The following is a 23,691-nucleotide window of genomic DNA, read 5'->3' on the forward strand; positions in this document are numbered from 1 at the left end:
CAGTCGCTCAGGCGAACTCGCCGCCGAGCCGGCGCATCATCGGCACGAAGTCCGGGAAGCTGGTGGCGATGAAGGCGGTGTCGTCGACTTTCACCGGCTTGTCCGCCGCGAGCCCCATCACCAGCGCCGACATCGCGATGCGGTGATCCATGTGGGTGGCAACCAGGCCGCCGCCCGGCACATGGCCTCTGCCCTCGACGATCAGGTCGTCGCCCGAAATCTCGACCCTGACGCCGTTGACCCGCAGCATGGCCGCGGTCGCCTCGAGCCGGTCGCTTTCCTTCACCCGCAATTCGTGCAGGCCGCGCATCACGGTGGTGCCCTCGGCGAAGGCGGCCGCGACCGCCAGCACCAGATATTCGTCGATCATCGACGGCGCCCGCTCCGGCGGCACCTCGACGCCGCGCAATTGCGAGCCGCGAATCCGGAAGCGCGCCATCGGCTCGCCGCTGTCGCCGCGGGTCTCGCTCTGCTCGATCGCGCCGCCCATCTCGCGCAGCGTGGTGATCAGCCCGGTGCGCAGCGGGTTGGTCATCACCTCGGTCAGCATCACGTCGGAGCCCGGCACGATCAGCGCCGCGACCATCGGGAACGCCGCCGAAGAGGGGTCCGCCGGCACCACCACCGGCGCGCCGCGCAATTCGGGCTGGCCGGTCAGCGAAATCTTCCGGCCATGGGCGCCTTCGGGCACGGTCACGACCGTCGCGCCGAAATGCTGCAGCATCAGCTCGGTATGGTCGCGGCTGGCCTCGGCCTCGATCACGGTGGTGATGCCCGGCGCCGACAGGCCGGCCAGCAGCACCGCGGATTTGATCTGCGCCGACGGCACCGGGGTACGGTAGGTGATCGGCAGCGGGTCGCGCGCGCCGGCCAGCGTCAGCGGCAGCCGGCCGCCCTCGGCGCTCTGCGTCACCCGCGCGCCCATCTGTTCCAGCGGATCGACGATCCGCCGCATCGGTCTGGAGCGCAGCGAGGCGTCGCCATCGAAGGTCGCGGAAATCGGCGAACCCGCCACCGCGCCCATCGCCAGCCGGCAGCCGGTGCCGGAATTGCCGAAATCGAGCGGCGCGGCGGGCTCCGCGAAGCCTGCGACACCGACGCCGTGGACGCGCCAGGCGCAATCGCCGGTGCGCTCGACCTGCGCGCCCAGCGCCCGCATCGCCTTCGCGGTATTGAGCACGTCCTCGCCTTCCAGCAGGCCGGAAATCCGGGTCTCGCCGACCGCGAGCGCGCCGAGAATCAGCGCGCGGTGGGAAATCGACTTGTCGCCGGGGACGCGGGCGGTCCCGCTGAGCGCCGCGCTTTTGCGCGCCTCGAGCGGCGAGGTGTGGTCGGAATGGCTCAAGATGGGGTCCCCTGCGCGCCGGGCGCGTGATCGAATTGCGGCCGCGCGCGTCGCACGGCGGCCGCTTCGCATAAACCGCTATTGACAGCAGCGTGGCAACTAGCCAAGTGAAGCACCGTTTTTCAAGAAATCCCAAGGTTGCACAAGTGGCGAAATCCGATCTCGGAACCAAACGTATTTGCCCGGTGACAGGCAAAAAGTTCTACGATCTGAACAAGACTCCGGTGATCTCGCCCTATACCGGCGAAGTCGTGCCGATCGCGCCGGTAGTGGCATCGCGCAGCCGGGCCGACTCCCGCGCTGCCGCAGCCCCCGCCGCCGCCGAGGCGCCCGAGGCGATGGAGTCCGAAGAGCTGGTGTCGCTCGAGGAGGCCGATGCCGAGGAGAAGACCGGCAAGGTCAAGGCCGTCGTTCCGGAGTCCGAGGACGACATCGAGATCGACGAATCGATCGAGGACGACGACGATTCGACCTTCATTGCCGACGAGGAAGAAGGCGATGAAGACGTCACCGACATCATTGGTGACGTTTCCGGCGATGAGGAGACTTGAGATCGTCGCCGATCTGTGATCAACGAATGCCGCGCGCGGTGATTTCTCCGCGCGCACCCAGGCTTCAGGGGCCATAGCTCAGCTGGGAGAGCGCTTGCATGGCATGCAAGAGGTCGGCGGTTCGATCCCGCCTGGCTCCACCACGCTTCGCCAAGTGGCTTCGCGTGGCGCAGCCGCGCTAAGCCACTTGGCGAAGCGTGGTGCCCGGCGAAGCCCACAGGGCGAAGACGGGCTGCAACGCAGCACACACCTTGGCTTCGCGTGGCGCAGCCGCGCTAAGCCACTTGGCGAAGCGTGGTGCCCGGCGAAGCCGTCGGCGAAGACGGGCTGCAACGCAGCACATTTGTGCTTCGCGTGGTGCCCGTCCAGTTTCCCCGCGATTTTGATTTAGTCTTCACGTCCGTGAGCGAGCCTCGCTAGCCTCCCTCTGGGAGCCATCGAAGCGGGCGGCGCCGCTCGAAACTTGCGCGATCTTTGCGGAGGTGGGGAATGTGGTACGTCTACATCATCCGCAGCCTCAGCCATCCCGATCAGGTTTACACGGGTGCGACCGCCGATCTAAAAATGCGGATCAAGGATCACAATACCGGAAGGTCGCCACACACCTCGAAGTTCATGCCTTGGGAACTGTGCTGGTATTGTGCCTTTCCCGATAAGTTCAAAGCTCTGGAGTTCGAACACTATCTGAAGTCCCATTCGGGCAGAGCATTTGCCAACAAGCGGCTCTGTCCTCCGTCTTGCATCAAAGCTTCAATAAGAAAGCCCTCATGACTTCTCCCCTGATGCCCGGCGCCATTGCCGGTTTGCGCGTGATCGATCTGTCGCGCGTGCTCGGCGGCCCGTATTGCACCCAGATTCTCGCCGATCACGGCGCCGACGTCATCAAGGTCGAGCCGCCGGCCGGCGACGAGACCCGCGACTGGGGCCCGCCGTTCCACGACGACGACGCGGCGTATTTCATCGGCACCAACCGCAACAAGCGCTCGATCGGCCTCGACCTCGCCTCCGAGGGCGGCCGCATTGTGCTGATGAAGATGCTCGAAGACGCCGACGTCATGATCGAGAACTTCAAGCCGGGCACGCTCGACAAATGGGGCATCGGCAACGAGGTGCTGCGGGCGAAATTTCCGCAGCTCGTGCATTGCCGGATCTCGGGCTTCGGCGGCGACGGTCCGCATGGCGGCCACCCCGGCTACGACGCCATCATCCAGTCGATGGTCGGGCTGATGGAATCGACCGGCACGCCGGACAGCGGCCCGACCCGCATCGGCGTCGCATTGGTCGACATGGCGACCGGGCTCTACGCCTGCACCGGCATCCTGATGGCGCTGCTGGAGCGGCAGAAATCGGGGCTCGGGCAGTTCGTCGAGGCGACGCTGTTCGAGACCGGGCTGGCGATCATGCATCCGCACGCCGCCAACTTCTTCATTCACGGCAAGCCGCCGGCGCGCACCGGCAACGAGCATCCGAATCTCTATCCGTATTCGGTGTTCGCGGCACGGGACGGCAACATCTTCATGGGCGTCGGCAATGACGGCACCTTCCGCAAGCTGTGCCGCGAACTCGGCAGGCCGGAGCTCGGAACCGATCCGCGCTTCGCCCGCAACCGCGACCGCGTCGAAAATCGCCTGGCGCTGCGCGCGGAGCTGGAGGCGATTCTGACCCAGCACGACGCAGAGCCGCTGTGCCGCAAGCTGCTCGCCGCCGGCCTGCCGGCCGGGCCGGTGCAGGCGATCGACAAGGCGCTGGCCAGCGAGCACGTCAAGGCCCGCGGCGATATCATCGAGAAGGACTGGTACAAGGGCATCGCCTCGCCGATCCGGTTCGACCGCACCAAGGCTAGCCTGCGCCACATTCCGCCGACCTTCAGCCAGCACGCCGGCGACGTTCTGGGCGAGTTCGGCTACACGCCGGACGAGGTCTCGAAGCTCGTGGCCGACGGCATCGTCAGCGGGCCGGAACGCAAGCGCTGATCCCCGAGCTGCGGGCGCTGCGGCGCCCGCGGTTTCGCCGCGCAGGCTGATGGGGCTGGACCCCGTGTGCTGTAATCCGGTGCGCTGCAATGCAGTGCGCCGCACCCGCCGTCCCCGCATCAGTCTTTATTCTTGTTTGGTAGGCTGACCGCTTTCCCCCTACGGTCTGGCCGCTGTATACGGTCATGTGTTTGTCATCCAGCGCTGCTAACGCGCGCCACACGAAGATGACGGCTGAACTGGGAGGTTCTCGATGGCATTCCGTTTGAAAGCTCTGACCGCTGCGCTGGCGACGACGATCGCCACAACGCTCGCGATCGCCGCGCCGGCGCAGGCGGCGACCGAGATCCAGTGGTGGCACGCGATGACTGGCGGCAACAACGAGGTCGTGGTCAAGCTCGCCAACGAATTCAACGCCGCGCAAAGCGACTACAAGGTCGTCCCGACCTACAAGGGCAGCTACGCCGACACCATGAACGCCGGTATCGCGGCGTTCCGCGCCGGCAACGCGCCGCACATCATGCAGGTGTTCGAGGTCGGCACCGCCACCATGATGGCAGCGACCGGTGCGGTGAAGCCGGTCTACAAGCTGATGCAGGAGACCGGCGAGCCGTTCGACCCGAACGCCTACCTGCCGGCGATCACCGGCTACTACTCGACCTCCAAGGGCGAGATGCTGTCGTTCCCGTTCAACTCGTCGTCGACGGTGATGTGGGTCAATCTCGACGCGCTCAAGAAGGCCGACATCGCCGAAGTCCCGAAGACCTGGCCGCAGGTGTTCGAGGATGCCAAGAAGCTGAAGGCGGCCGGCTACGCCACCTGCGGCTTCTCCACCGCCTGGGTGACCTGGGTCAATCTCGAGCAGCTCTCGGCCTGGCACAATGTGCCGCTGGCCAGCAAGGCCAACGGCCTCGACGGCTTCGACACCAAACTCGAATTCAACGGCCCGCTGCAGGTCAAGCACCTCGAAAAACTGGTCGAGCTGCAGAAGGACAAGACCTTCGACTATTCCGGCCGCACCAACACCGGCGAGGGCCGCTTCACCTCCGGCGAGTGCCCGATCTTCCTGACCTCGTCGGGCTTCTTCGGCAACGTCAAGTCGCAGGCCAAGTTCAACTGGACCAATGCGCCGATGCCCTACTATCCGGACGTCGAAGGAGCGCCGCAGAATTCGATCATCGGCGGCGCCTCGCTGTGGGTGATGGGCGGCAAAACGCCGGACGAATACAAGGGCGTCGCCAAGTTCCTCGCCTTCCTGTCCGACACCGATCGTCAGGTCGCGGTGCACAAGGCGTCGGGCTATCTGCCGATCACCAAGGCCGCCTACGAGAAGGCCAAGGCCGAGGGCTTCTACAAGGACCAGCCCTATCTCGAGACCCCGATCAAGGAACTGACCAACAAGCAGCCGACCGAGAATTCCCGCGGCCTGCGGCTCGGCAACATGGTGCAGCTGCGCGACGTCTGGGCCGAGGAAATCGAGCAGGCGCTCGCCGGCAAGAAGACCGCCAAGGAAGCCCTCGACGCCGCCGTCACCCGCGGCAACGTGATGCTGCGGCAGTTCGAAAAGACCGCGGTGAAGTAAGCACTCCATCGCCCGCGATCTCCCCTCCCCCCGCCCTTGCGGCGGGGAGGGGTCGGGGGTGGGGGGTGCCCCAGGCACGAACGCTGATGGCGCGCACAGTCGACCAGCGGATCCACCGAGCGCGGAGCCTCCGTCAAAACCCGACGGACGCCGAACGAAAGCTGTGGCAACGACTGCGTCGCCCCGCGTTCGGCGAGGCTCATTTCCGCCGGCAAGCGACGATCGGCCCCTATTACGCGGATTTCGCCTGCCATGCGCTCCGCCTCGTCATCGAAATCGACGGCGGCCAACACGACGGATCGGCCGCCGATGTCGTTCGAACGGACTATCTCGAGGCGGCGGGCTATCGCGTATTGCGTTTCTGGAATAACGATGTCCTCCAGAACATCGACGGCGTGATGCAGACCATCGTAGACGCCGTGCGCGCGGCTCCCCCCACCCCCGACCCCTCCCCGCCGCAAGAGCGGGGGGAGGGGAGCTGATCATGCAGAAGCAATCCGTCTTCCGGTCGAAATTCCTGCCCTATTGGCTGGTGCTGCCGCAGCTCGCGGTGGTGCTGGTGTTCTTCTATTGGCCGGCCCTGCAGGCGGTGGTGCAGTCGTTCCTGCTGCAGGATGCGTTCGGGCTGTCGACCACTTTCGTCTGGTTCGAGAACTATCAGGAACTGCTCAGCGACCCGGATTACTTCAGCGCGATCCTGCGCACCTTCCTGTTTTCGGTTCTGATCGCGGTGTCGTCACTGTCGCTGGCGCTGCTGCTGGCGGTGATGGCGGACCGGCCGCTGCGCGGCTCGATGTTCTATCGCACGCTGCTGATCTGGCCCTATGCGGTGGCGCCGCCGGTGGTCGGCGTGCTGTGGATTTTCATGCTCAACCCGTCGCTCGGCGTCATCGCCCACGGCCTGCGCGCGCTCGGCGTCGACTGGAACCCGCTGCTCGACGGCAACCAGGCCGCGACGCTGATCATTCTCGCCGCGGCATGGAAGCAGATCTCCTACAATTTCCTGTTCTTCCTCGCCGGCCTGCAGGCTATCCCGGGTAGCGTGATCGAGGCGGCGGCGATCGACGGCGCGCGGCCGATGCGGCGGTTCTGGACCATCGTCTTCCCGCTGCTGTCGCCGACGATCTTCTTCCTGATCGTCGTCAACATCGTCTACGCGTTCTTCGAAACCTTCGGCATCATCGACACCATGACCCGCGGCGGCCCCGCCAAGGCCACCGAGACGCTGGTCTACAAGGTCTACAGCGACGGCCTGCTCGGCGGCAATCTCGGCAGCTCGGCGGCGCAGTCGGTGATCCTGATGGGCATCGTCATCGCGCTCACCGCGTTCCAGTTCCGCTTCGTCGAGCGCAAGGTCAACTACTGATGGTCGAGCACCGCCGATTCGGAAACCTGCTGCCGCACCTGATCCTGTGGGCCGGCGTGCTGATCGTGGCGTTCCCGGTCTACATCGCCTTCGTCGCCTCGACCCAGGACAACGCCACCATCGCCAACGGCCAGATGTCGCTGCTGCCGGGCGGGCATTTTCTCGACACCTATTATCAGACGCTGTTCGTCGGCACCTCGGGCACCACCCGCGAGCCGGTCGGCACCATGCTGTTCAACTCCTTCGTGATGGCGATGCTGATCGCGGTCGGCAAGATCGCGATCTCGCTGATCTCGGCCTATGCGATCGTGTATTTCCGGTTCCCGTTCCGGATGACGATCTTCTGGCTGATCTTCATAACATTGATGCTGCCGGTCGAGGTCCGGATCTATCCGACCTACAAGATCGTCGCAGACCTCAATCTGCTCGACAGCTACGCCGGGCTGACGCTGCCGCTGATCGCCTCGGCGACCGCGACGCTGCTGTTCCGGCAGTTCTTCATGACGGTCCCGGACGAATTGCTGGAGGCGTCGCGGATCGACGGCGCCGGGCCGTTCCGGTTCTTCTGGGATACGCTGCTGCCGCTGTCGCGCACCAACATGGCGGCGCTGTTCGTGATCCTGTTCATCCTCGGCTGGAACCAGTATCTGTGGCCGCTGCTGATCACCACGCGCGACGACATGCAGACCATCCAGATCGGCATCCGCAAGATGATCGTGACGTCCGACGCGCTGACCGAATGGCCGGTGGTGATGGCGACCGCGGTGCTGGCGATGCTGCCGCCGGTCGCCGTGGTGGTGCTGATGCAGAAACTGTTCGTGCGCGGTCTGGTCGAGACGGAGAAGTAGCATCGTGGCCAACGTCGTTCTCCGCAACGTCCGCAAGACCTATCCGGGCGGCTTCGAGGCCATCAAGGGCGTCGATTTCGAAGTCGGCGACGGCCAGTTCTGTGTGCTGGTCGGCCCCTCCGGCTGCGGCAAGTCCACGCTGCTGCGGATGGTGGCGGGGCTGGAGACCATCACCGCCGGCGAGATCGAGATCGGCGGCCGAATCGTCAACCAGATCGAGCCGGCCGACCGCGACATCGCGATGGTGTTCCAGAACTACGCGCTGTATCCGCATATGAGCGTCTACAACAACATGGCCTACGGCCTGCGCAATCGCGGCATGCCGAAGCCCGAGATCGAGGCGCGGGTGCAGGAGGCGGCGCGGATTCTCGAGATCGGCGCGATGCTCGATCGCAAGCCGCGGCAACTGTCCGGCGGCCAGCGCCAGCGCGTCGCGATGGGCCGCGCCATCGTGCGCCAGCCCAAAGTGTTCCTGTTCGACGAGCCGTTGTCCAACCTCGACGCCAAGCTGCGGGTGGCGATGCGGGTCGAGATCCGCAAGCTGCAGCGCCGGCTCGGCACCACCGCGATCTACGTCACCCACGACCAGCTCGAGGCGATGACGCTGGCCGACATTCTGGTGGTGATGAACGCCGGCCAGGTCGAGCAGATCGGCTCGCCGCTCGACGTCTACGCCAGGCCGGCGACGACCTTCGTCGCCTCCTTCATCGGCGCGCCACCGATGAACCTGATGCCGCTCGACGCCGAGGGCGTCCGCGCCCGGTTCGGCAACGCCGCGACCGGAGCCGGCATTCTCGGCGTCCGCCCCGAGGACCTGGTAATCTCACGGGAGCCCGCAGCGACGGACGGGCTGTCGCTTGACCTCACCGTCGAGGCGATCGAGCGGGTCGGGCCGGAGACCTTCATCTACGGGACCCGATCAGGCCACGGCCGCCCGACCGCGATCAGCAGGAAGCCGGGAGAACTACCGGCGGACGACATCATCGTCCGGGTTCCGGGCCAGGAGGCGCCGGCGGTCGGCGATCGCATGTTTGCCACGGCTTTGCCGCAACATTTGCACCTGTTCAGCGCCGACGGCCGGCGCCGCATCGAGGTCGGGGTCTAACCCATTGGCCGATTGCAATGTTTCGGCCTTCTTGAAGACTTGTGGTGCATTGCCCATATTGGGTTGGACCGGACGGCGCGGTGCCGGACGGTCAGGGGTGCCGTGAAGGACCCCCTCAAAGTCGCTTCGAGAGGACTTTGTGATGTCTCGTGTTCCTTCGTTATCAAGTCCCTTTCTGCTGGGATTCGACGAGATCGAGCGTGCGCTCGACCGCGTCGTGAAAGGTGCCGACGGGTATCCTCCCTACAACATCGAGCGCTGCGAGCGCGGCAACGGCGATCCGGAACGACTCCGGATCACGCTCGCGGTGGCGGGTTTCACCCGCGAACAACTCGATGTCACGATTGAGGAAAATCAACTCGTCATCAGGGGCCGGCAGCAGGATGACAAGACCCGGCAATACATCCATCGCGGCATTGCCGCGCGACACTTCCAGCGCACCTTCGTGCTGGCGGAAGGGATGCAGGTGCTGGGCGCGGATTTGAAGAACGGGTTGTTGTCGGTCGATCTGGTCCGGCCGGAGCCGGAGCGGGTCATTAAGACAATCGCCATCACGGAACATGAATAATGGAACGAGTAGCGGACTCGACCGCTTAGTCTGACAGAGGAGTCGAGACCATGACTGGAATGGGCACAAATCACGACAATGCCAGCGTCACCTTGGAAGCGCTGGCGCATCTGGGCGAAGGTCATATCGCCTATGTGAAGCAGATCCGATCCGAGGATGTCCCCGGCCTGTTCCCGCAGGCGCCGCATATCGCGCCGGGCATCAAGCTGTTTGCTCTGCATTCGGCCGACGGCACGCCGATCATGCTGACCGACAGCCGCGAGGCGGCGGTCGCCAATGCCTGGAGCCAGGAGCTGCAGGCCGTCAGCGTCCACTGAACGCTGATGTCTGAGTTACGCAACGCGGACGTCCGGTGACGGGCCCCGCGTTTGCCGTGACCGCAATCACCCGCGGACAGTCAAACCAAACCGCTCAGCTGATTCTTCGCAGCCGCATTGCGCGGCCGCGAACTATGCGGCCGTAGCAGGCGGCAGCGCCAGCACCGAATAGATCGCCTGGGCGTCGCGAGAAGCGCGCAGCTTCTTGGCGACGTCCTGGTCGCGGAGCAGGCGGGCGATCCGCGCCAGCGCCTTGAGATGGTCGGCGCCGGCCCCTTCGGGCGCCAGCAGCAGGAAGACCAGATCGACCGGCTGGCCGTCCATCGCCTCGAAATCGATCGGGCGCTCGAGCCGCGCGAACAGGCCGAACAGCCGCTCCAGCTTCGGCAGCTTGCCGTGCGGAATCGCCACGCCGTATCCGACCGCGGTGGTGCCGAGCTTCTCGCGCTGCAGCAAGACCTCGAACACCGCACGTTCGTTCTGCCCGGTGAGTTCCGCGGCGCGTGCCGAGAGTTCCTGCAGCGCCTGCTTCTTGCTGATGACTTTCAACGCCGGGATAACGGCCTCGGGCGCGACCAGATCGGTAATCGTCATGCGGCGTTCCGAGGATGAGCTGTGCGGTCAGTGTGAAATAGGACAGGGGCAGGCTGCGTCAAGCTCGAATTCCAGAGGTCCGCCGAGCCATTCGCGGCCTGGGGAAAACATCCCTGAAATCATCAACCTAACTAATCAACCATCCCTGCCGGCGGTCGCAAATTCCGGCCGTTCCGGACCGGCGTCGGAAGGCGGCGGACCATAGGCAGAGGCGTCGACGGGCGTCAATGGCCGATCTCGCCGCAACCGCGCCGGTCCGGCGCCGTCCACTGCCCGTCAGGCCGCGGCGCCGTTCAGCGCCGGCGGATCGATCCAGCCGATATTGCCGTCCGCGCGCCGATAGATGATGTTGACGCGGCCCGAGCTGCCGTGAAGGAACACCAGCACGGGCGCGCCGGTGAGGTCGAGCTCGACCACGGCCTCGCTCACCGACAGCCGCTTCATCGCGGTGGTGGCCTCGGCGATGATCACCGGGTTGTAAGCGTCCTCGTAATGCTCCTCGTCGCCGCCGGGCGCTTCGATGACGTAGCTCGGCATGTCGACCGGCGCGGTCAGTTCGGCCAGCGCGCTGGCTTCGGCGTGCGCCTTGCGGGCGGAGCGGTCCTTCAGCCGGCTCTTGTAGCGGCGCAGACGTTTCTCGATCTGCAGCAGCGCCTGATCGGCACTGGCATAGGCGTCGGCCGCGTTCGATTCGGCTTCCAGCGTGATACCGGAATCCAGATGCAGCGCGCAGTCGGTGCGGAAGCCGAAGCCGTCCTTGCTCAGCGTGATATGGCCCGAATAATTGCCGTCGAAATACTTGCGCAGCACTTCTTCGGTGCGCTCGCTGACGCGGCCGCGCAGGGCTTCGCCGACGCTGATGCTCTTGCCGGAGACCCGAAAAGTCATGGGATGCCTCGTTTCGTCCTTGGGGGAAATGACAGTAGTCCTGCCTGCGGCGTAATCAAGCCGGAGCGGTGTCGCGGGACCGATCGGCGGGCGCCGTCAGGGCCGCGCCGAGCATACTTTGCTTGTCGCGCCGTCGTTGCACCGACGACGGGATGCGCATCGCCTCGCGATATTTCGCGACCGTGCGGCGCGCGATCTCGATGCCGGCTTCGCGCAGCCGTTCGACGATGGTGTCGTCGGACAGAATAGCGGTCGGCACCTCGCCGTCGATCAACTGCCGGATGTGGTGGCGCACGGCTTCGGCCGAGTGCGCCTCGCCGCCATCGGCGGATGCGATCGAGGCGGTAAAGAAATACTTCAACTCGAATGTGCCGCGATTGGTCGCCATGTACTTGTTGGCGGTCACACGCGACACCGTCGACTCGTGCATCTGAATCGCGTCGGCCACCGCTTTCAGATTCAGCGGCCGCAGATGCGCGACGCCGTGGGTGAAGAAGCCATCCTGCTGACGCACGATCTCGGTCGCCACTTTCAGAATGGTGCGGGCGCGCTGGTCGAGCGCACGCACCAGCCAGGTGGCGTTCTGCAGGCAGTCGGAGAAGTAGGATTTGTCGCCGTCCTTGCGGATCGTTTTCGACAGTTCGGAATAGTAGGACTGGTTGACGAGGACCTTCGGCAGCGTGTCGCTGTTGAGCTCCACCAGCCAGCCGCCGTCCGGGCCGGGGCGGACGAACACGTCGGGCACCACCGTCTGCACCCGCGACGATCCGAATTTCAGACCCGGCTTCGGGTCGAGATGGCGGATCTCGCCGATCATGTCGGCGAGATCTTCGTCGTCGACGCCGCAGAGCTTGCGCAGGCTGGCAATATCCCGCTTGGCCAGCAGGTCGAGATTCTCGATCAGCGCCTGCATCGCCGGATCGAACCGGTCGAGCTCGCGCAACTGGATCGCCAGGCATTCGGCCAGCGAACGCGCGCAGATCCCCGGCGGATCGAACGTCTGCAGCACGGCGACCACCGCCTCGACTTCGGCCTGGGTGGTTCCAAGACGTGCTGCGGCCTCGCCGAGGTCGGGCGGCAAATAGCCGGCGTCGTCGACGAGGTCGATCAGATATTGGCCGATCATGCGCTGCGACGGCGCGGTCAGCGCCACCGCGAGCTGTTCGGCGAGGCGATCGGCGAGCGAGGTCTCGGCGGCAACGAAGGCTTCGAGATTGTAACCCTCGTCGCTGGAGGCGCCGCCGCCCCATTCGGTGTAGGAGGCTGGCGCTGCGTCCTGCGCGGCGCGGGCGGCGGCCTCGGCCGGCTCTTCCGGGAACACGTTTTCCATGCCGGTATCGAGCGTCTGCTCGATCTCGCTGCGGCTGCCGAGCTCGCGGTGCATCCAGTCTTCGGCGCCCGGCTCGAACGAGTCGCTGCCGACTCCGTCGGAGAAGTCCGAACCCTCTCCGCCGCTGTCGCTCCCGCTGAATTCGTCGCTGCCGGTTTCGGCGCGGTCCGTCGTCGCCTCGCCGGCGACCGGCGGTTCGGCATTGTCACTGGCGCGGTCGAGCAGGGGATTCTTCTCGAGTTCGTCCTCGACGAAGGTCGCGAGATCCAGATTGGACAGTTGCAGCAGTTTGATCGCCTGCATCAGCTGCGGCGTCATTACCAGCGACTGCGACTGTCGGAACTCGAGGCGTTGAGTCAGTGCCATGGTGGCAAGAACGATCCAAGTTGGTCCGTTTCTTGCTTACGCCTTTCCGTGGCCGATGTACACGCCTTGACGAATTGGAAATTCGGAGTAGGGGGCCACCAGCGAGGAGGGAGCGCGGGGCGAGCAAGGCAGCGCAAGCATGCCGCGCCGGCGTGGAAACTGCAACCGCTTACAGGCGGAATTCTTCGCCAAGGTAAAGCCGGCGGACGTCCGGATTATTGACGATCTCTTCCGGGCTGCCTTCGGTGAGAATCTCGCCGGCATAAACAATATAGGCGCGGTCGGTGAGGCCGAGCGTTTCGCGGACGTTGTGATCGGTGATCAACACGCCGATACCGCGATTGGTAAGGTGCCGGACCAGGTCCTGGATGTCGCCGACGGCGATCGGGTCGATGCCGGCGAACGGTTCGTCGAGCAGCATGTAGTTGGGGCGGCTGGCCAGCGCGCGGGCGATTTCGACGCGGCGGCGCTCGCCGCCGGACAGCGCGATCGACGGCGACTTGCGCAGCCGCTCGATGTTGAACTCGTGCAGCAGATTGTCGAGTTCGGCCTCGCGCCTGCGCTTGTCCGGCTCGACCGCCTCGAGCACGGCGAGGATGTTCTGCTCGACATTCAGGCCGCGGAAAATCGAGGCTTCCTGCGGCAGATAGCCGATGCCGAGGCGGGCGCGCTGATACATCGGCAGCTTGGTGACGTCGTGGCCGTCGAGCTCGATCGCGCCGCGGTCGGCCTTGATCAGGCCGGTGATCATGTAGAACACCGTGGTCTTGCCGGCGCCGTTCGGGCCGAGCAGGCCGACGGCCTCGCCGCGGCGGACATAGATGCTGACGCCGCGCACGATCTTGCGGGTGCCGAAGCTCTTCTCGACGCGATGCACCGCCAGATAGCCGCTATGACTCTCGCGTCGCTCGCTCGGCGCTGCAGCCGGTCGGCGTGGCCGCGGCTGCGCAGGCGTCGGCGGCCCCAGCGAGGCATCATGCCTGGCCGCACGGGCGACGGGCGGCGCGTCCCGCACCGGCGCCGTCAGCAGATCGCCGACCTCGCCTTGAAGCGCGGTGATGTCGATGCGCGTGCGCCCGAAGCCCGAAGGTTGTTTCGGGGCGCGCCGACGGAACATGCCGAGAAGGTCCACCATGCCGCTACCGATCAGGCCCTGCTGTGCGCCGCGTCGTTGTTCGAAGCCGTCGCGCTGTCATTTCTTCTGGCCCGTCGGTGCGATGCCGAGCGGACCGCCAGTGCCGCTTCCCGACGATTGAAACAGACCCTGCACCCGGCCGCTGTTGGATTCCACGCGCGACACGCCGGTGGTCATGTCGACCAGCAGTCGGTCGCCGCGCACCACGTTCTTGCCCTGGGTCAGCACCACGCTGCCGAGCATCGTCACCAGATTGGTCTTGGTGTCGAACACCGCGCTGTCGCCGGTCACCACCTGATCCTTCTGGGTGACGACGACATTGCCCTTGGCTTCGAGCCTGCGGATCGACGAGGCCCCGCCGGGGCCGGGCGCAGCGGCCGGCATCGTCTTGCGCTTGGCCTGCTGCTTGGCGGCGGCGTCGGACTGATCCTGATCGTAGAACACCACCAGACTCTTCGACGTCATGGTGGTGTCGCCCTGGATCACCTTGACGCTGCCGGCGAAGGTCGCCTCCTTCTTCTTGTCTCGGACCTCCAGCGTGTCGGATTCGATTTGGATCGGCTGTTCGCGGTTCTGCGAAAACCCCTGCATGGCGTTCGGCACGCCCTGCACCGCGCTCTGCGCAGCGGCGCCGCCGCAGGTCATCGCGGCGGTGAGAAGGGACGCACAGGCGATCGCGACGATGCGGCGCGCGCAGAGATGGCCGGCTGCGGTCATGGACGGTTCACTTCGCGTTGCGACGATTTCGGCTTGGCCGCCGGATCTGCCTTCGGGGTCGAGGTCGGCTGCGCCGGCGCATCGGTCTCCTCTGCGGGCCCGGGCAGCCTGGCGTTGTCCAGGTTCATTACCACTCCGCCCTCGAATCGGATCACGTCGCCTTTCTCGGTAATTCGCAGCCGCTGGCCGCGCAACGTACCGCCGAGCCATTTGACGTCGACCGGTTCGTCGGACGCCACCGTGCCCTTGCCCATGTCGATGTCGGCCTGGGTCATCCAGGCTTCGCTGCCGGTCGAGGTGCGCAAATAGACGTCCTTCTGCAGATTCAAAAGCTGCGCCTTGGTGTTGAACTTGCCGTCGCGCGCCTCGATCAGCACGGTGGACTGATCGTCGCTCGTGACCTTGGCCCGCAGCGTATGCAGGTCGACATGATCCTGGCTGGTCAGATCCTGCGTCGCCGAGCGGGCCCACATCTCGTAGGGCCGACCGTCATTGGTGAAGCCGGCGAGATGCGGCGATTCCATCGTGATCTTGGTCCCCGACACCACCAGGTCGCCGACCTCGAGCGGCAGTTTCGACAGCAGGCGAAACGGATTGAACAGCGAGATCGCGATGATCGCGGCCATCGACAGCGCCACCACCAGCGGCACCGCGATTCGCAGCGTCCGCACCAGCCGGCTGTGGCGCGCCGCAGCCGCGAAGCGCACCTCCATGCCGGCCTGATAGGATGCCGCCTGAACCGAAGCCACCGCTGCTCCCGCCTGGTGCCGCGCCCGGCCGATCGGCCGGCGTCGAGCCCCGCTGTTTCACACTCGCGCTCCGGATCGGGGGGCCGGCCGGGGAGAATTCCGGCGCGGGGAGCACCCCCAGATAGTCACAAACGCCGCGAGAGGCGAGGGGACCTGGGCGACCGGTCGATCAAAAGTCCATCAGGACGAGGAGTATGACCGAAACGGGGCGGGCCCGCCCGCCGAATCGGGCCCGAATTCCTCAAGAATGCGCGAAGATGTCCTCTTCGCTCCAGCCGCCGAGGTCGAGCCGGGCACGATGCGGCAGGAATCCGAAGCAGGCCTGCGCCAGCTCGGTGCGGTTCTCCCGCGCCAGCATGGTGTCGAGCCTGTCGCGCAGCGCGTGGAGATGCAGCACGTCGGAGGCCGCATAAGCGAGCTGGGCGTCGCTCAGCGTGTCCGTGCCCCAGTCGCTGGATTGCTGCTGCTTGGACAGGTCGACGTTGAGCAACTCGCGCACCAGATCCTTGAGACCGTGGCGGTCGGTGTAGGTCCGGGCCAGCCGCGAGGCGATCTTGGTGCAGTACACCGGCTGCGGCATCACCCCGAGGGCGTTGTAGAGCGCGGCGAGATCGAACCGCGCGAAATGGAAGATCTTGACGACATTCGGGTCGCCGAGCAGCTTCTTCAGATGTGGCGCGTCGTTGTGCCCCTGCGGGATCTGCACCACATCGGCGCTGCCGTCGCCGTTCGACAATTGCACCACGCACAATCGGTCACGATGCGGATGCAGCCCCATCGTCTCGGTGTCGATCGCCACCGAAGTCGTATAGCGCGCGAGATCCGGCAGATCGCCGCGATGCAGACGGATCGTCATGGTCAGGCCAATCCTAAGATTTGAGTTCGGACGTTGAAGGAGAAGCCGGAACCGGCCTCGAATCGCCCGCTCAACCTATCGCCGCGACCGGCGCGAGGCGAGCGCGGCGCCGAATCCTGCGGTGAGAATCGTAGGGCTCGGCATCAGCTTCAGGGCAACGGGCGAGTGGTGCCCAGGAAAGGACTCGAACCTTCACGGCCGTGAAGCCACTGGCACCTGAAGCCAGCGCGTCTACCAATTCCGCCACCTGGGCCCGGGCGGGTTGATAGGGACCCGATACGGAAATGTCAAATTGCTTCGCGGCTCCAATTCCGCTGTACAGCGAAAGGTTGATGCCGTAACGCGAAACCGCCAGAATGAAGGCCTTCCGGCGCTTCGTTTCTCCACAGGATGACCCTGCATGACTTCCAACATCGACACCCTCGTCACGGTTTTCGGCGGTTCGGGCTTCATCGGCCGCCATGTGGTCAGTGCGCTGGCCCGGCGGGACTACCGAATCAGGGTGGCGGTGCGGCGGCCGGAGCTGGCGGGGCATCTGCAGCCGCTCGGGCGGGTCGGCCAGATTCACGCCGTGCAGGCCAATCTGCGCTATCCGGCCTCGATCGAGGCGGCGATGCGCGACGCTCACGTCGCGATCAATCTGGTCGGCATCCTCGCGGAGGGCGGGGCGCAGAAATTCGACTCCGTGCAGGCCGAGGGCGCAGCCGCGATCGCCAAGGCCACCGCGGCGATCGGCGCGCGGATGGTGCACGTCTCGGCGATCGGCGCGGACGCCAACTCGCCGGCGCGCTACGCCCGTTCCAAGGCGGCCGGCGAGCAGGCGGTGCTGGCCGCGGTGCCGCAGGCCACGATCCTGCGGCCGTCGGTGGTGTTCGGCCCCGAGGACCAGTTCACCAATCGCTTCGCCGCGCTGGCGCGGATGTCGCCGGTGATGCCGCTGGTCGGCGCCGACACCAAGCTGCAGCCGGTCTATGTCGGCGACGTCGCGACCGCGGTGGCCGAAGCCGTCGACGGCAACACCAGGCCGGGCGCGACCTACGAGCTCGGCGGTCCGGAACAACTGACGATGCGCGAGATCATCGAGATCATTCTCGAGACCATCGACCGCAAGCGGCTGATGTTGCCGCTGCCGTTCGGGCTCGCCCGCATGCAGGCGATGCTGCTGCAATTCGCGCCGGGCGGCCTCAAGCTGACGCCGGATCAGGTCGAGCTGCTGAAGGTCGACAACGTCGTGTCCGAGGCCGCCAAGAGCGCCGGATTGACGCTGCCGGGGCTCGGCATCACGCCGGATTCGATGCAGGCGATCGTGCCGTCCTATCTCTGGCGCTTCCGCAGGACCGGCGAGTTCGCGCGCAAGAACGCGTAGTCACCGACGCGGAATGATGCCGGGGCATCGGCTCCGGCGTCTGTCGGCAGGCGATCAGCGCCCCATCGCCAGCGCGATCAGGCCGAGCGTGCCGACGACGACGCGCCACCACGCGAACAGCTCGAAGCCATGCCGGGTGACGTAGCCGAGAAAGGTCTTCACCACGATGATCGCGGTGATGAACGACACCACGAAGCCGACCGCCACGATGGTCATATGGTCGGTCGTCAGGTCGGCGCGGCTCTTGTAGAGATCGTAGACGAAGGCGCCCACCATGGTCGGGATCGCCAGGAAGAACGAGAACTCGGCCGCCGCGCGCTTGTCGGCGCCGAACAGCATCGCCGCGACGATGCTCGCGCCTGAGCGCGACACGCCGGGGATCATCGCCACGCATTGCGCGCATCCGATGTAGAAATACATCAACAGCGGAAACGTCGTGGCGTCGTGGTGGCGCGGTTTCAGGTCGAGCTGATCGACCCACAGCAGGATCGCGCCGCCGACGATCAGTGAGAAACACACCACCCACGGATTGAACAGAAACAGCTTGATGTAGGACCCCGCCGCAGCGCCGATCACCGCCGCTGGCAGGAACGCGACCAGCACGCCGATGATGAAACGCTGCGCCGCCGGATCGGAGAACATCCCGAGCGCAATTCGCCACAATTTGGCGAAATAAAGCGCCAGGATCGCGAGGATCGCGCCGAGCTGGATCAGGACGTCGAAGGTCTTCCAGAAATCGCCCTCGCCGAGATTGAAGAATCGCCCCACCAGCAGCAGATGGCCGGTCGACGACACCGGCAGGAACTCGGTGACACCCTCGACCACGCCGAGAATGACGGCTCTGATGATATCGGAAAGCATGGGATTGTCCGCTGGGAGGGATCGGTCTCGCAAGAGGCGCGACCTTGTCGCCTATTCGATTGCATGCCGCAACGTCAAAAATGCGCCGAAAGCCGGCGTGCCACGCGGCCGCGCATCACGCGTCCGGCACCTCCGCGGGCAGGGTCAAATCGTTGTCCCGGCCACCGTTTGTTAAGCCTGCGAAACTATCAAGGTCGCTATGTACACCCTTTTCCATCATCCGTTCTGCCCGCAGTCCCGGTTCGTCCGGCTCGCGCTCGGCGAACACGGTCTCGACCTGCGGCTGGTGGAAGAACGCTCATGGGAGCGGCGCACGGCTTTCCTCGCACTCAATCCGGCCGGGACCACACCCGTGCTGGTGGGCGAAGGCTATCCGCCGATTCCGGGCGCCGACGTCATCGCCGAGTTCCTCGACGAGACCCATGGCGCGGGCTTGCGTGATCGCCGGCTGCTGCCGCATTCGACCGCCGAGCGGATCGAAGTGCGCCGGCTGATGTCGTGGTTCAACGACAAGTTCTTCGAGGAGGCCAGCGGACCGCTTGTGACGGAGCGGATCTACAAGCGTTTCATGAGCGAGGAAGACGGCGGCGGGCCGCCGGCGATGGATGTGATCCGCGCCGCGACCGCCAATGTGCGCTATCATCTCGCCTATATCGGCTGGCTGGCGCGGACCCGGAACTTTCTCGCCGGCGACCGCATGAGCTTCGCCGATCTGGCGGCGGCGGCGCATCTGTCGGCGATCGACTATCTGGGCGACGTGCCATGGATCGAGGACGAAGCGGCAAAGGCCTGGTACGCGCGCATCAAGTCGCGGCCGTCGTTCCGTCCGCTGCTGAGCGAGTGGCTGGCGGGGGTGCCGGCGTCGCGGACTTACGTGGATCTGGACTTCTGAGCGCCGCCCCGGGAGACGATTCAGACCCCGCTGAGGCTTGCGGCAAACTGGTGACAAAGCTGAGGCAGCAGGCGCAGGCGCTCGGCTTCGACGCGCTCGGGGTCTGCGCGCCGGATTCCACCCCCCGCGCCCTCGAACAGCTACTCGCTTACCTCGACGCCGGCCGCCACGGCGAGATGGCCTGGCTGGCCGACCGGCCGGAGCGCCGGGCCGACCCGCGGGCGATGTGGAGCGAGGTGCGCTCGGTGATCATGCTCGGGGTCAATTACGGTCCCGATGCCGATCCGCGATCGATTTTCGACACGAGGGATCGCGGCGCGATCTCGGTCTATGCCCAGGGCGACGATTATCACGACGTCATCAAGTCGCGGCTGAAGCAGCTCGCGCGCGGACTGGTCGCGACCGCGGGCGGCGAGGTCAAGGTCTTCGTCGATACGGCTGCGGTGATGGAGAAGCCGCTGGCGCAGGCGGCGGGCATCGGCTGGCAGGGCAAGCACAGCAATCTGGTGTCGCGCGAATTCGGCTCGTGGCTGTTTCTCGGCGCGATCTTCACCACGCTGGAGTTGCCGCGCGACGAGCCTGAGCCCGATCGCTGCGGCTCGTGCCGCGCCTGTCTCGACGCCTGCCCGACCGCGGCATTCCCGGCGCCGTATCAACTCGATGCGCGGCGCTGCATCTCGTATCTGACGATCGAGCACAAGGGACCGATCCCGCACGAATTCCGTCGGCCGATCGGCAACCGAATCTATGGCTGCGACGATTGTCTGGCGGCTTGCCCCTGGAACAAGTTCGCTCAGGCGGGGCGCGAGGCCAAGCTCGCCGCGCGCGAGGCGTTGCGGGCGCCGTCGCTGCAGGATCTGGTGCGGCTCGACGATCCGGCGTTCCGGGCGCTGTTCACCAAGTCGCCGGTGAAGCGCATCGGGCGCGACCGCTTCATCCGCAACGTGCTGATCGCGATCGGCAATTCAGGCGATGCCGGGCTGGCGGCGGAAGCCGAAAGGCTGCTCGGCGACGCCAATCCGGTGGTGCGCGGCGCAGCGGTTTGGGCGCTCGGGCAGTTAAGTGCGTACGATCAGTTCGCGGCGCTGCGCGAGAGGCATGTCGTCGGTGAAGCGGACGAGAGTGTGCGGGCGGAGTGGACGGACGCACGTCCTTCTCCCCTTGTGGGAGAAGGTGGCACGGACGCAGTCCGTGCCGGATGAGGGGTTAGCCGCGGACACTGTGCTCGGGACACCCCTCACCCGGCAGCCTTCGGCTGCCACCCTCTCCCACAAGGGGAGAGGTTCTCCAATCCGAGGAACAGCTCACCCGATCTCCTCCACCGCCGCCAGCATCCTTGCGATGTCCTGGGGCCGCGACAGCCGGTGGTCGCCGTCCTGGATCAGGGTCAGCACGACGTCCTCGCAGGGCAGCCGTTCGGTCAGCGCGAAGGCGTGGGTCCAGGGCACGTCGGGGTCCTGCTTGCCCTGGAGGATGCGGACCGGGCAGCCGGTGCTGATCGCGCCGCCGAGCAGCAGGTGGTTGCGGCCGTCCTCGATCAGCGCGCGCGTGATCGGATACGGCTCGCCATACTCGGACGGCCGCATCCACACCCCCTCGGTCTCGATCTGCCGGCGGATATCGGGCGAAAACCCCTTCCACATCAGCGCTTCGGTGAAATCCGGCGCCGGCGCGATCAGCACCAGGCCGGCGAGTTTCGCGGCGCCCGTGCCGCCGGGGCGGCTCAGTTCGCGCGCCAGCAGCAGCGCCATCCAGCCGCCCATCGAGGAGCCGATCACCACCTGGGGGCCTTTGCAGAAATGCTCGAACACCGCGAGGCTGTCTTCGAGCCAGCGGCTGATGGTGCCCTCGGCGAAGGCGCCGGAGGAGGTGCCGTGGCCTGAATAATCGAACCGGACGCAGGCGCGGCCGCGTTTGGCCGCCCATTGGTCGAGCGCCACCGCCTTGGTGCCGGTCATGTCCGAATTGAAGCCGCCGAGCCAGAACAGCCCGGGCCCGCTGCCCGCCCGCGCCTGCACCGCGATCCGGCGCTGCGCCGGGCCGTCGCCGACGGTGATGAAGTCGGAAGCCGGAGCGGAGGAGGTGTTTGTCATGGATCAAGGGCCTCGTTGCGGAGTTGGTTTGCTATACGCGGCGTCGCGCCGTCAACGCCGGGCGCGGGTCCGGCGTGGCGGAAATGCCGCGAATCGGCCGGTCTTCGCTCCGCTTAGGCGGAAGTTGGCTTGCCGGGTCGGGGTTCTTCCGTCACACTGCGCGGCGATCAGGAAGGGCATGTGCCTCGGCGGAGAAAACCGGGGCGATCCCGGTTTTGCGTCCGGTCGCGCTCTGACTTATATGGAGCGCATGATCTGATCGGCACAGCCGTCGATATTTCTGTGACATGCGTTGATCTGATCGTTCGCCACCAACGTTCACAATATTGGAGAAGCCACCATTCGCCGTCCCAACAGAGCCCCGCCCCCCGTTGCCAAGGATGGGCCGCGCACCAACGATGAAATTCGCAATCACGAGATCCAGCTGATCGACCAGGCCGGTGTGAACCAGGGCAAGGTCGAGACCATCGTCGCGATCAAGATGGCGATGGAAGCCGGCATGGATCTGGTCGAGATTTCGCCGAACGTCAGTCCGCCGGTCTGCAAGATCATGGACTACGGCAAGTTCAAGTACTCGGCGCAGAAGAAGGCCGCCGAGGCGCGCAAGAAGCAGAAGATCGTCGAGATCAAGGAGATCAAGCTCCGCCCGATGATCGACGATCACGACTACGACGTGAAGATGAAGGCGATGCAGCGCTTCTTCGAGGAAGGCGACAAGGTGAAGATCACCTTGCGCTATCGCGGACGCGAAATGGCCCACCAGGAAATCGGCACCAAGCTGCTGGAAAAGGTGAAGGCCGACGTCGCCGAGATCGCCAAGGTGGAGCAGGACGCCCGCTTCGAAGGCCGTCAGGTGGTCATGGTGCTGGCGCCGCGCTGAGGCGCAGCAAGCCGTTTTACATTTGAGTATGCGTGAGGCCCGTCAGTCGATCTGGCGGGCCTTTTTCTTTCGGCTGCTTCGGCGCCTCATCGACACGCCGTGCCCGCGTCACCCTCACCCCAACCCTCTCCCGCAGGCGGGAAAGGGGGCATTCAGCGGCTGTGGTGGGGCTGTGCATCACGCTTGGCGGGCTCCCTCTCCCGCCCTTGCGGGGGAGGGTTGGGGTGGGGGAAGCCCCGGGCACGATGCCGGCAGCAAGCGCCCTCAGTCGCTGATGCCGTAGCGGTGCAGGTCGTTGCCGTGGGTGTCGAGCCAGGTCTTGGCGCGCTCCATATGCGGACAGACCTTGCCGACCACGCGCCAGAACCGCGCCGAGTGGTTCATCTCGACCAGATGCGCGACTTCGTGCGCGGCGAGATAATCGAGCACATAGGACGGCGCGAGGATCAGTCGCCACGAGAACGACAGCGATCCCGCCGAGGTGCACGAGCCCCAGCGGCTCGACTGGTCGCGGATCGACAGCCGCTTCACCTTGACGCCGAGCTCGGGCGCGTAGCGGTCGCAGGCCTTCTGCAGGTCGGCGCGCGCCTCGCGCTTGAGGAAGTCGTGGACGCGGCGGTCGATGTGGTCGAGCTCGCCGGCGACGCAGATGATGCGCTCGCCGCTCTCGCGCACTTCGGTCCACACCGTGCCGCGGCCGGCGCGGTGAACGATCTTGTGGTCGTGGCCGCGCAGCGGCACCAGCGTGCCGGGCTGGAACGGCGCCGCCTTCGGCAGACGGCCGAGACGCGCCGCGATCCACGCGCCGTGACGCTGTGCGAAATCCTTGGCGTCGGCGAGCGTGCCGCGCGGCGGCATCGTCAGAATCGCTTCGCGATCGCTCGGATGAATGCGCAGCGTGTAGCGCGTCGCGCGGCGATGACGCCGGATGCGAACGGCGAAAAAATGCGAGCCGTGACGAACGGGGATGGTCGACGGCTCGGTGGGCCGCCGATAGAGGAGTGCGCGGAAGGCCATTTCTGCAGATCCGGACAACAGGAGGTCACCTGGAGTCTGCCATATCCGCCGCCATTGGAAGCGCCCGGCGCGAAAACAAATCATTTGCCCAATATACAGGGTGATCGCGCGTCGATCCCCCTACAACATGGGTGCCGGAACCCGAAATTTTCGCGAATTTCGATTCAATTATCGGCTTTGAATCATGACTCAGTCCTCATTCATTGAAATGGAGCTGAATCGAGATTCCCACAATGCCCCCGACCCCTAGGACATCGCGCTTCCGTTTGATTCCACGATGCAAACCGCGCCG

The 23,691-nt window shown here is 65.7% G+C and carries 25 protein-coding genes and 2 tRNA genes; 15 read left to right on the top strand and 12 right to left on the bottom strand.

Annotated elements, in window-relative coordinates:
- Positions 1 to 7: 7 nt before the first annotated feature.
- Positions 8 to 1,345, bottom strand: coding sequence for a 3-phosphoshikimate 1-carboxyvinyltransferase (gene aroA / locus ACTZWT_RS17420; protein WP_444770928.1), 1,338 nt, complete (start codon positions 1,343 to 1,345; stop codon positions 8 to 10).
- Positions 1,346 to 1,491: 146 nt separating this feature from the next.
- Between aroA and ACTZWT_RS17425 the strand changes: the two genes are divergently transcribed.
- The 11 genes from ACTZWT_RS17425 to ACTZWT_RS17475 all read left to right on the top strand — a co-directional run bounded on the left by ACTZWT_RS17425 (position 1,492) and on the right by ACTZWT_RS17475 (position 9,655).
- The gene (locus ACTZWT_RS17425) at positions 1,492 to 1,896 is read left to right on the top strand and encodes a TIGR02300 family protein (RefSeq protein WP_444770974.1); all 405 of its coding nucleotides are present in this window, start codon (positions 1,492 to 1,494) and stop codon (positions 1,894 to 1,896) included.
- Between the two features lie 67 nt (positions 1,897 to 1,963).
- Positions 1,964 to 2,039: transfer RNA gene (locus ACTZWT_RS17430), tRNA-Ala, on the top strand.
- Positions 2,040 to 2,385: 346 nt separating this feature from the next.
- On the top strand, positions 2,386 to 2,667 hold the full coding sequence (locus tag ACTZWT_RS17435) for a GIY-YIG nuclease family protein (RefSeq protein WP_444770929.1): 282 nt from the start codon (positions 2,386 to 2,388) through the stop codon (positions 2,665 to 2,667).
- Positions 2,664 to 3,869, top strand: a complete 1,206-nt coding sequence (locus ACTZWT_RS17440) for a CaiB/BaiF CoA transferase family protein (protein ID WP_444770930.1) — start codon at positions 2,664 to 2,666, stop codon at positions 3,867 to 3,869. The genes ACTZWT_RS17435 and ACTZWT_RS17440 overlap by 4 nt, the downstream gene beginning before the upstream one ends.
- Positions 3,870 to 4,122: 253 nt before the next feature.
- A complete protein-coding gene (gene ugpB / locus ACTZWT_RS17445; protein WP_444770931.1) occupies positions 4,123 to 5,451 on the top strand; it encodes a sn-glycerol-3-phosphate ABC transporter substrate-binding protein UgpB in 1,329 nt (442 codons plus the stop codon).
- Between the two features lie 86 nt (positions 5,452 to 5,537).
- Complete coding sequence (locus ACTZWT_RS17450; protein WP_444770932.1) at positions 5,538 to 5,933, top strand: endonuclease domain-containing protein; 396 nt, start codon at positions 5,538 to 5,540, stop codon at positions 5,931 to 5,933.
- A gap of 2 nt (positions 5,934 to 5,935) precedes the next feature.
- Complete coding sequence (gene ugpA, locus ACTZWT_RS17455) at positions 5,936 to 6,817, top strand: sn-glycerol-3-phosphate ABC transporter permease UgpA (RefSeq protein ID WP_444770933.1); 882 nt, start codon at positions 5,936 to 5,938, stop codon at positions 6,815 to 6,817.
- A complete protein-coding gene (gene ugpE, locus ACTZWT_RS17460) occupies positions 6,817 to 7,665 on the top strand; it encodes a sn-glycerol-3-phosphate ABC transporter permease UgpE (RefSeq protein WP_444770934.1) in 849 nt (282 codons plus the stop codon). Before ugpA ends, ugpE begins: the two co-directional genes overlap by 1 nt.
- A gap of 4 nt (positions 7,666 to 7,669) precedes the next feature.
- The gene (locus tag ACTZWT_RS17465) at positions 7,670 to 8,770 is read left to right on the top strand and encodes a sn-glycerol-3-phosphate import ATP-binding protein UgpC (protein WP_444770935.1); all 1,101 of its coding nucleotides are present in this window, start codon (positions 7,670 to 7,672) and stop codon (positions 8,768 to 8,770) included.
- 142 nt (positions 8,771 to 8,912) lie between these two features.
- Positions 8,913 to 9,338: an Hsp20 family protein gene (locus ACTZWT_RS17470; RefSeq protein WP_444770936.1), complete on the top strand. Its 426-nt coding sequence runs from the start codon at positions 8,913 to 8,915 to the stop codon at positions 9,336 to 9,338.
- Positions 9,339 to 9,388: 50 nt separating this feature from the next.
- A complete protein-coding gene (locus tag ACTZWT_RS17475) occupies positions 9,389 to 9,655 on the top strand; it encodes a BQ00720 family protein (RefSeq protein WP_444770937.1) in 267 nt (88 codons plus the stop codon).
- Positions 9,656 to 9,787: 132 nt separating this feature from the next.
- Here the strand turns inward: ACTZWT_RS17475 and ptsN are convergent, their stop codons facing one another.
- The 8 genes from ptsN to ACTZWT_RS17515 all read right to left on the bottom strand — a co-directional run bounded on the left by ptsN (position 9,788) and on the right by ACTZWT_RS17515 (position 16,543).
- Entirely contained in the window at positions 9,788 to 10,249 is a 462-nt protein-coding gene (gene ptsN, locus ACTZWT_RS17480; protein ID WP_322514730.1) for a PTS IIA-like nitrogen regulatory protein PtsN, read from the bottom strand.
- A gap of 276 nt (positions 10,250 to 10,525) precedes the next feature.
- Positions 10,526 to 11,137 carry a ribosome hibernation-promoting factor, HPF/YfiA family gene (gene hpf, locus ACTZWT_RS17485; protein WP_444770938.1) on the bottom strand — a complete coding sequence of 204 codons (612 nt, stop codon included), beginning with the start codon at positions 11,135 to 11,137 and terminating at the stop codon, positions 10,526 to 10,528.
- Between the two features lie 55 nt (positions 11,138 to 11,192).
- Entirely contained in the window at positions 11,193 to 12,833 is a 1,641-nt protein-coding gene (gene rpoN, locus ACTZWT_RS17490; RefSeq protein WP_444770939.1) for an RNA polymerase factor sigma-54, read from the bottom strand.
- A 169-nt stretch (positions 12,834 to 13,002) separates the two neighbouring features.
- The gene (gene lptB / locus ACTZWT_RS17495; RefSeq protein WP_444770940.1) at positions 13,003 to 13,968 is read right to left on the bottom strand and encodes an LPS export ABC transporter ATP-binding protein; all 966 of its coding nucleotides are present in this window, start codon (positions 13,966 to 13,968) and stop codon (positions 13,003 to 13,005) included.
- A gap of 57 nt (positions 13,969 to 14,025) precedes the next feature.
- The gene (locus tag ACTZWT_RS17500; RefSeq protein ID WP_444770941.1) at positions 14,026 to 14,685 is read right to left on the bottom strand and encodes an LptA/OstA family protein; all 660 of its coding nucleotides are present in this window, start codon (positions 14,683 to 14,685) and stop codon (positions 14,026 to 14,028) included.
- Positions 14,682 to 15,398: an LPS export ABC transporter periplasmic protein LptC gene (gene lptC, locus ACTZWT_RS17505; RefSeq protein WP_444770975.1), complete on the bottom strand. Its 717-nt coding sequence runs from the start codon at positions 15,396 to 15,398 to the stop codon at positions 14,682 to 14,684. Before lptC ends, ACTZWT_RS17500 begins: the two co-directional genes overlap by 4 nt.
- A 277-nt stretch (positions 15,399 to 15,675) precedes the next feature.
- Positions 15,676 to 16,290: a ribonuclease D gene (locus ACTZWT_RS17510; protein WP_444770942.1), complete on the bottom strand. Its 615-nt coding sequence runs from the start codon at positions 16,288 to 16,290 to the stop codon at positions 15,676 to 15,678.
- A gap of 166 nt (positions 16,291 to 16,456) precedes the next feature.
- Positions 16,457 to 16,543: transfer RNA gene (locus ACTZWT_RS17515), tRNA-Leu, on the bottom strand.
- Positions 16,544 to 16,690: 147 nt separating this feature from the next.
- Here ACTZWT_RS17515 and ACTZWT_RS17520 point away from each other — a divergent pair.
- Positions 16,691 to 17,656: a complex I NDUFA9 subunit family protein gene (locus ACTZWT_RS17520; protein WP_444770943.1), complete on the top strand. Its 966-nt coding sequence runs from the start codon at positions 16,691 to 16,693 to the stop codon at positions 17,654 to 17,656.
- A 54-nt stretch (positions 17,657 to 17,710) separates the two neighbouring features.
- On the opposite strand, the gene ACTZWT_RS17525 is transcribed toward ACTZWT_RS17520, so the two are convergent.
- Positions 17,711 to 18,517, bottom strand: coding sequence for an undecaprenyl-diphosphate phosphatase (locus tag ACTZWT_RS17525; RefSeq protein WP_444770944.1), 807 nt, complete (start codon positions 18,515 to 18,517; stop codon positions 17,711 to 17,713).
- A gap of 199 nt (positions 18,518 to 18,716) precedes the next feature.
- Between ACTZWT_RS17525 and ACTZWT_RS17530 the strand changes: the two genes are divergently transcribed.
- Both ACTZWT_RS17530 and queG read left to right on the top strand, forming a co-directional pair.
- Positions 18,717 to 19,409: a glutathione S-transferase family protein gene (locus ACTZWT_RS17530; protein ID WP_444770945.1), complete on the top strand. Its 693-nt coding sequence runs from the start codon at positions 18,717 to 18,719 to the stop codon at positions 19,407 to 19,409.
- Positions 19,358 to 20,611 carry a tRNA epoxyqueuosine(34) reductase QueG gene (queG, locus tag ACTZWT_RS17535; protein ID WP_444770946.1) on the top strand — a complete coding sequence of 418 codons (1,254 nt, stop codon included), beginning with the start codon at positions 19,358 to 19,360 and terminating at the stop codon, positions 20,609 to 20,611. Before ACTZWT_RS17530 ends, queG begins: the two co-directional genes overlap by 52 nt.
- A gap of 102 nt (positions 20,612 to 20,713) precedes the next feature.
- Here the strand turns inward: queG and ACTZWT_RS17540 are convergent, their stop codons facing one another.
- A complete protein-coding gene (locus tag ACTZWT_RS17540) occupies positions 20,714 to 21,502 on the bottom strand; it encodes an alpha/beta hydrolase (RefSeq protein ID WP_444770947.1) in 789 nt (262 codons plus the stop codon).
- Positions 21,503 to 21,842: 340 nt separating this feature from the next.
- Here ACTZWT_RS17540 and infC point away from each other — a divergent pair, with 340 nt between their 5' ends.
- On the top strand, positions 21,843 to 22,382 hold the full coding sequence (infC, locus tag ACTZWT_RS17545) for a translation initiation factor IF-3 (RefSeq protein ID WP_041797822.1): 540 nt from the start codon (positions 21,843 to 21,845) through the stop codon (positions 22,380 to 22,382).
- Between the two features lie 264 nt (positions 22,383 to 22,646).
- Here infC and ACTZWT_RS17550 read toward each other — a convergent pair whose 3' ends face one another.
- Entirely contained in the window at positions 22,647 to 23,483 is an 837-nt protein-coding gene (locus tag ACTZWT_RS17550; protein WP_444770948.1) for a M48 family metallopeptidase, read from the bottom strand.
- Between the last annotated feature and the right edge of the window lie 208 nt (positions 23,484 to 23,691).

Origin of the sequence: Rhodopseudomonas sp. NSM (assembly GCF_052445935.1) — a bacterium.
In the GTDB taxonomy this organism is placed as follows: Bacteria; Pseudomonadota; Alphaproteobacteria; order Rhizobiales; family Xanthobacteraceae; genus Rhodopseudomonas.

Coding starts and splice junctions, on each gene's coding strand:
- ACTZWT_RS17435 (WP_444770929.1), top strand. CDS start 2,386: ATGTGGTACGTCTACATCATCCGCAGCCTCAGCCATCCCGATCAGGTT.
- ACTZWT_RS17440 (WP_444770930.1), top strand. CDS start 2,664: ATGACTTCTCCCCTGATGCCCGGCGCCATTGCCGGTTTGCGCGTGATC.
- ugpB (WP_444770931.1), top strand. CDS start 4,123: ATGGCATTCCGTTTGAAAGCTCTGACCGCTGCGCTGGCGACGACGATC.
- ACTZWT_RS17450 (WP_444770932.1), top strand. CDS start 5,538: ATGGCGCGCACAGTCGACCAGCGGATCCACCGAGCGCGGAGCCTCCGT.
- ugpA (WP_444770933.1), top strand. CDS start 5,936: ATGCAGAAGCAATCCGTCTTCCGGTCGAAATTCCTGCCCTATTGGCTG.
- ugpE (WP_444770934.1), top strand. CDS start 6,817: ATGGTCGAGCACCGCCGATTCGGAAACCTGCTGCCGCACCTGATCCTG.
- ACTZWT_RS17470 (WP_444770936.1), top strand. CDS start 8,913: ATGTCTCGTGTTCCTTCGTTATCAAGTCCCTTTCTGCTGGGATTCGAC.
- ACTZWT_RS17475 (WP_444770937.1), top strand. CDS start 9,389: ATGACTGGAATGGGCACAAATCACGACAATGCCAGCGTCACCTTGGAA.
- ptsN (WP_322514730.1), bottom strand. CDS start 10,249: ATGACGATTACCGATCTGGTCGCGCCCGAGGCCGTTATCCCGGCGTTG.
- hpf (WP_444770938.1), bottom strand. CDS start 11,137: ATGACTTTTCGGGTCTCCGGCAAGAGCATCAGCGTCGGCGAAGCCCTG.
- rpoN (WP_444770939.1), bottom strand. CDS start 12,833: ATGGCACTGACTCAACGCCTCGAGTTCCGACAGTCGCAGTCGCTGGTA.
- lptB (WP_444770940.1), bottom strand. CDS start 13,968: ATGGTGGACCTTCTCGGCATGTTCCGTCGGCGCGCCCCGAAACAACCT.
- ACTZWT_RS17500 (WP_444770941.1), bottom strand. CDS start 14,685: ATGACCGCAGCCGGCCATCTCTGCGCGCGCCGCATCGTCGCGATCGCC.
- lptC (WP_444770975.1), bottom strand. CDS start 15,398: ATGGAGGTGCGCTTCGCGGCTGCGGCGCGCCACAGCCGGCTGGTGCGG.
- ACTZWT_RS17510 (WP_444770942.1), bottom strand. CDS start 16,290: ATGACGATCCGTCTGCATCGCGGCGATCTGCCGGATCTCGCGCGCTAT.
- ACTZWT_RS17520 (WP_444770943.1), top strand. CDS start 16,691: ATGACTTCCAACATCGACACCCTCGTCACGGTTTTCGGCGGTTCGGGC.
- ACTZWT_RS17525 (WP_444770944.1), bottom strand. CDS start 18,517: ATGCTTTCCGATATCATCAGAGCCGTCATTCTCGGCGTGGTCGAGGGT.
- ACTZWT_RS17530 (WP_444770945.1), top strand. CDS start 18,717: ATGTACACCCTTTTCCATCATCCGTTCTGCCCGCAGTCCCGGTTCGTC.
- ACTZWT_RS17540 (WP_444770947.1), bottom strand. CDS start 21,502: ATGACAAACACCTCCTCCGCTCCGGCTTCCGACTTCATCACCGTCGGC.
- ACTZWT_RS17550 (WP_444770948.1), bottom strand. CDS start 23,483: ATGATTTGTTTTCGCGCCGGGCGCTTCCAATGGCGGCGGATATGGCAG.